The sequence below is a fragment of the Moorena sp. SIO3B2 genome (assembly GCF_010692525.1).
Lineage (GTDB): Bacteria > Cyanobacteriota > Cyanobacteriia > Cyanobacteriales > Coleofasciculaceae > Moorena > Moorena producens.
The window spans coordinates 1-4990 of record NZ_JAAHHE010000408.1; the positions used below are offsets into that span (position 1 = coordinate 1).

Genomic DNA, 4990 nt, shown 5'->3' on the forward strand with positions numbered 1-4990 from the left:
TGACGCCTTATTCCTTTAGGAGTGGCTCTAATGCTACCAAGCTTGCCCTTTTGACAGATAATCAATCCGTGTGATTGTCGTTGTTGAGAAGGACAGAAAAGGACACTTATTGATCCGAAACTGTCACTCAAGAAGTTAGAAAAAGACACTTATTATCTTGCCTTTATCTTTCCTTTACTGTCCTTGATACACTCATCTTCAAAATCTAGGATGGTGTTATAAGCAATCAAGCATCAGGACAAAACAATGACCAACTTACTAAAGCAATTTATTAGCACTTTTAAGGCACAGAATAATACGCAACAGAATAGAGAAAAAACTACTGTAGTCACAACTCCAACAACTGATAAAAACGGTGAGTCCCCAGTAGTAAGGCAATTTTCCATCTGGGGAATTGCCTTCCTGCTGATATCTGTATCTATAATATTTAACCTAGGACCTCACTTGATTGCCAAATCTAAGTTCACAGGGAAATATAATAGCAAGGTAGAGATCAGCGTAGAGGGAATCACGGTAACAACTGAAATAGACACAAGAGAAAGTAGTGGAGCAAATGACAATACCGAAGAATAAGAAACTGAGGAAACCAGCCAGCTAAGTTCATCCTATCGTTAAGTGGTTATGTATAAGAATTATGGGGGCTATCTGCCCTTGGGCAGCCCCTTTCACCGATCGCCAAAGGCGATCGCTCCCTCCCCAGCTCCGATAGAATAATCAGGATACTTAGAATGATTCGCCTTAATAATGGCTATCCACAGCATAGGCTATTATATACAGCACTTACCCATTGCTCCAATTATCCCCTGCCCCCATGATCCCCTCAACCGTAGAGGGTGAGGGGATCCAGATTTTGACCTGGTATTTTACCTTAGACATCTCCAGAAACTCGGTTTTGACCCAGGCAGTGCAAGGGTTTGAGGTTAATTTTTGGAGATGTCTCTTGTATGATTAGTGGTGAGTTAAAGCTTCCTGGGTAAACTACCTATGCTTAATGGGTTAAATGAGTTATTATCCTTTAGAATTACCTGAGACCTTGTTGAAGGAAATTCAACGTCTTGCTCAAGAAAATCAAGTTTCTATCGAGCAGTGGTTACTGAGTGCTGTTACGGAAAAAATTGAAGCTCATAAAGTTGTACAACTAATGCAGAGTTATGCTGAAAAAGCAGATTATAACCGTTTTGATCAAATATTAGCATCAGTCCCAGATACAGAACCTATAGCAGGGGATGAGTTGCTATAGAACCCCTAAGGGTATCTATGGGTTCGCGTAGCGTGACCTACGGCCAATCCCTTTCTAGTCACGTAGGGTGCGTTAGGGGAGCCTTCATGTTTCGCCTCGTAGTCAGGGTTAGGTTGCTGCCCGTAACGCACCACTGCTGGGTCAAACAACTTTTAGGAGATGCACCTATACTGAATAGGCCATAGGGAGTAGGCCATAGGCAAGAAAGAAGAGGCAATTTCGGGATTGGGGAAAAATCCTGTGTATTTAATTACGTAAGCATATGCGCTACTTGAGGTGCGGTCAGCACTCAGCATAAAAGAAACCTATGCAGGCCTATGGCCACGCTACGGGAACGGGAGAATTGAAAGGGTACATCTGAATATTTGTAAAAAAAAAGGGCGCGGGGGCGGGAAGTTTGGAAATTATCGCGCGAATTTTTGCTTAATTTCATGCCTTGAAATGCACCCAATTTAAAGTCTGGGTAAAAGCCCTTGGCCTTGGCTTTGGGCCACCCTAAGCCAATGGCTTATAGCTCTTCGCGTAGCGTGGGCGTAGCGCATATGCTTACCCCTGTTGTCTATTCCCTCTTCTATCCTCCCTGTTCCCTGCTCCCTGTTCCCTGTTCCCTGATTAATTATGAAGCTTTTCAATAAATTAAGCAAGCTAATTATTGCTCCGATCATTGTATTGTTAATTCTGATGAGCAACCATACTTTCCTCGCAGATGGGATTGACAGTTCCAAACTTTTGGTCAACCCAGCTTCAGCAGAAGTGTCACCTGATGTCTTTGGTTACAACCCTACCTTCGCTCAGGAATTGAAGAAGATTGGACAGATTTCACCCCAGGAATTTGCTAAACGCTACGATGCCAATGTTGATTATCTAACACAAATTAGTTGGGATCCTACCCAGGCTAAATTTTGGGATTTGTTCAATGACAGCTTTTTCCGCCTCAATTCAGAGGAACTGGAAGTATTCAATAAACAAGGCTTTGTTGTCAGTGAGCGCATGGGGACAAAGAGTTTCGCTCAATCATTCTACCAAATCTATAACAACGATTTACCAGTTTTCGTTTCCGCTGATGCCTTGCTTCATGCTTGGCATCGTTCTTATGACGCCATGTTGGAAGAACTAGAAGAAAGTTATCTTGCCACATCACTAGATGAAATTCTCACAGGAATGGCAGATAAAATCCCTCAAGCCAGTAATCAATATGGCAATGGTGTACTTGACCTAAGTTTAATTGATGCCGACTACTTTCTAGCAGTCGCTCGTTCGTTATTAGCAGGAGAAGCAGTTAAAACCAAATTAAATCAGGATGCCCGTGTGGCAGCAACCCTCCAAGCCATACAAGGAGAGCAACTCCAGAAATTTGAGCTGTTCGGGCGTGACCGCCATATGGATTTTTCTCAATTCAAAGTACGTGGGCATTATGAGAATTCCGAGACTCTTAAGAAATATTTCCGGGCAGTAATGTGGTGCGGTAGAGTTGATCTACGCATTGCAGGTAAACCGGAAGAAGCTTCTCCACGGGAATTGGGTGCAGCCATAATCCTCAATGATCTCTTAACAAAATCTGGTAAGTTCGAGCAATGGCAACAGTTTGACCAAATGCTCCAGACCTTTGTCGGTCCAACTGATTCCATGACCTTTGCTCAACTAGCTAACCTATTAAAGCAAGCTAAGATTCAATCTCCGACAGATATTAAAGATTTATCCACCTTAGAGCAGCTGCAAACTAAAATTTCAGCTAACAACCTAGGTTTTCAAAACATCAGGAGTCATTTTTACTATAGTCCCGAAGACGCTCATCAGATTAAAGATATAATACCCCACTCCTTTACAGTTATCGGTCAAAAGTTTATCTTGGATAGCTGGATGTTGAGCAAAGTAGTTTACGATGATATTACTTGGAATGGTGAGAAAGTTCAGCGCCGTGTACCAAGTGGATTAGATGTCGCATTCGCCACCCTGGGAAACACTCAAGTAGTACCAGAACTGGTTGATCGGATCACAAACCAGAATGGCCATGAGTTCCGAGATGGTCTCAACTATCAACACAACTTAGCGGCAGCCTTTAATGTGGTTGAAAAGCTAAATCCTTCTGCCTGGGAAGAGAACCTTTACATGAATTGGCTGGCAACCTTGCGGGAACTCTCCAAACCTACTACGGACTCCCAATACCCGGAAGCCATGCGTACCCGTGCCTGGGGGATGAAGACACTCAATACACAACTAGCGTCATGGACACAACTGCGCCACGACACCATCCTTTACGCCAAACAATCCTACACCGGTGGAACCTTATGCTACTATCCAGCTGGGTTTGTGGAGCCCAGACCTGAATTCTGGGAACGCTTTGAAAAAATGGCAGTGCTGGCGGGGAAGTTAATTGAAAACACTCCTTTTCCAGAGCGCTTCCGAAAGATTCAGCAAAAACAAACTAAATTCTTCAAAAATTTCAGCCAGCAGTTAACTATCCTCAAGGAAATAGCACTCAAGGAATTAGCACAACAGGAACTCACCGAAGCCCAAACCAACTTCCTAGAAAAGGTTGTTGAGATTCAACGGTTTGCTTCAGGGGGTCCGTCTTATACCGGTTGGTATCCCAGCCTTTTCTATAAGAAACCTGAGGATTCTGATAAGTGGGATGCCCTGGTTGCGGATGTACACACAAATGTACCTGACCCAGTGGTGGGAGATCCAGGCAGTGTCCTTCACCAGGGCGTGGGTAATATCGATTTGTTGATGATTGCAGTGGACAACGGTGAAGACAAAATGGTCTTTGCTGGACCAGTGTTAAGCCATTATGAATTTGAGATGCCAGAAGTATCCCGTAAATCAGATTCTGAGTGGAAAAAAGATATCCAAACTGGTAAGCTTCCACCTCGTCCCAACTGGACAAAAAGCTATCTTGTAGTTAATGAATTATTGAATGAGTTCTCTCTTCCTGGGGAGTAGGGAGTCGGGAGTCGGGAATCGGGAATCGGTAAAAATATTGTGTGTATATAATTACTATTAAAACCGCTATAATGTACAATATTTTTTGCCAGCTGCCCAATATTTCGGGATTCAAGTTATTCGACCAGCACAGTTGCTTCACTCTATAAATTGACAGGATAAAGTTAGATAATGAGTTATTATCCTTTAGAATTACCTGAGACGTTGTTGAAATAAATTCAACGTCTTGCTCAAGAAAATCAAGTTTCTATCGAGCAGTGGTTACTGAGTGCTGTCACGGAAAAAATGGAAGCTCATAAAGTTGTAGGGCTATTGCAGAGTTATGCTGAAAAAGCAGATTATAACCGTTTTGATCAAATATTAGCATCAGTGCCAGATACAGAACCTATAGCAGGGGATGATTTGCTGTAGAACCCCTAAGGGGATTTATGCGATCGCGTGACTCGCGTAGCGTGACCTACGGTCAATCGCATAAGCGCGGAAGCGTTCGCAAAGCGTGGCCCAAAGGCCTCAGCTTCATCGCAAAGCGTGGCCTACGACCAATCGCTTTATAGTCATCTATTTGAAGCTGACGGCTGACCGCTGATGGCTGACAGCTGACCGCTGACCGCTGATGGCTGACAGCTGACCGCTGACCGCTGACCGCTGACCACTGACCGCTGATGTATAAATTACATATCATACCCAAACAAATTGGGATCAACATCCTTCAGATCTAAATCCCCTAACCCATATTCAGCCCAACGCCTATCTACCATCGCTGCTACATCCCCATCAGACTCCAAAGTTGCGCCCCATTCATGTTCC

Annotated in this window: 7 protein-coding genes; 4 read left to right on the forward strand and 3 right to left on the reverse strand. The window is 43.7% G+C overall.

Annotation, left to right across the window (positions count from 1 at the left end):
• Positions 1-246: 246 nt before the first annotated feature.
• Together F6K38_RS34790 and F6K38_RS34795 are read left to right on the forward strand one after the other, a co-directional pair.
• Positions 247-573, forward strand: coding sequence for a hypothetical protein (locus F6K38_RS34790; RefSeq protein ID WP_287359670.1), 327 nt, complete (start codon positions 247-249; stop codon positions 571-573).
• Between the two features lie 427 nt (positions 574-1000).
• Entirely contained in the window at positions 1001-1240 is a 240-nt protein-coding gene (locus F6K38_RS34795) for a CopG family transcriptional regulator (RefSeq protein ID WP_287359671.1), read from the forward strand.
• Positions 1241-1245: 5 nt separating this feature from the next.
• Here F6K38_RS34795 and F6K38_RS34800 read toward each other — a convergent pair whose 3' ends face one another.
• Positions 1246-1389: a hypothetical protein gene (locus F6K38_RS34800; RefSeq protein WP_287359673.1), complete on the reverse strand. Its 144-nt coding sequence runs from the start codon at positions 1387-1389 to the stop codon at positions 1246-1248.
• Positions 1390-1392: 3 nt separating this feature from the next.
• Complete coding sequence (locus F6K38_RS34805; RefSeq protein WP_287359674.1) at positions 1393-1536, reverse strand: hypothetical protein; 144 nt, start codon at positions 1534-1536, stop codon at positions 1393-1395.
• A 322-nt stretch (positions 1537-1858) separates the two neighbouring features.
• Between F6K38_RS34805 and F6K38_RS34810 the strand changes: the two genes are divergently transcribed.
• Complete coding sequence (locus F6K38_RS34810) at positions 1859-4183, forward strand: DUF3160 domain-containing protein (protein ID WP_287359675.1); 2325 nt, start codon at positions 1859-1861, stop codon at positions 4181-4183.
• Positions 4184-4468: 285 nt separating this feature from the next.
• Positions 4469-4594: a hypothetical protein gene (locus F6K38_RS34815; protein WP_287359676.1), complete on the forward strand. Its 126-nt coding sequence runs from the start codon at positions 4469-4471 to the stop codon at positions 4592-4594.
• 52 nt (positions 4595-4646) lie between these two features.
• Here F6K38_RS34815 and F6K38_RS34820 read toward each other — a convergent pair whose 3' ends face one another.
• Entirely contained in the window at positions 4647-4865 is a 219-nt protein-coding gene (locus tag F6K38_RS34820) for a hypothetical protein (protein WP_287359677.1), read from the reverse strand.
• Positions 4866-4990 lie beyond the last annotated feature (125 nt).

What these genes read in the sequence shown, in the direction of transcription:
- F6K38_RS34805 (WP_287359674.1), bottom strand. Translation starts at nt 1,536, where the DNA reads ATGCTGAGTGCTGACCGCACCTCAAGTAGCGCATATGCTTACGTAATT.
- F6K38_RS34820 (WP_287359677.1), bottom strand. Translation starts at nt 4,865, where the DNA reads ATGATATGTAATTTATACATCAGCGGTCAGTGGTCAGCGGTCAGCGGT.
- F6K38_RS34810 (WP_287359675.1), top strand. Translation starts at nt 1,859, where the DNA reads ATGAAGCTTTTCAATAAATTAAGCAAGCTAATTATTGCTCCGATCATT.
- F6K38_RS34790 (WP_287359670.1), top strand. Translation starts at nt 247, where the DNA reads ATGACCAACTTACTAAAGCAATTTATTAGCACTTTTAAGGCACAGAAT.
- F6K38_RS34795 (WP_287359671.1), top strand. Translation starts at nt 1,001, where the DNA reads ATGAGTTATTATCCTTTAGAATTACCTGAGACCTTGTTGAAGGAAATT.
- F6K38_RS34815 (WP_287359676.1), top strand. Translation starts at nt 4,469, where the DNA reads ATGGAAGCTCATAAAGTTGTAGGGCTATTGCAGAGTTATGCTGAAAAA.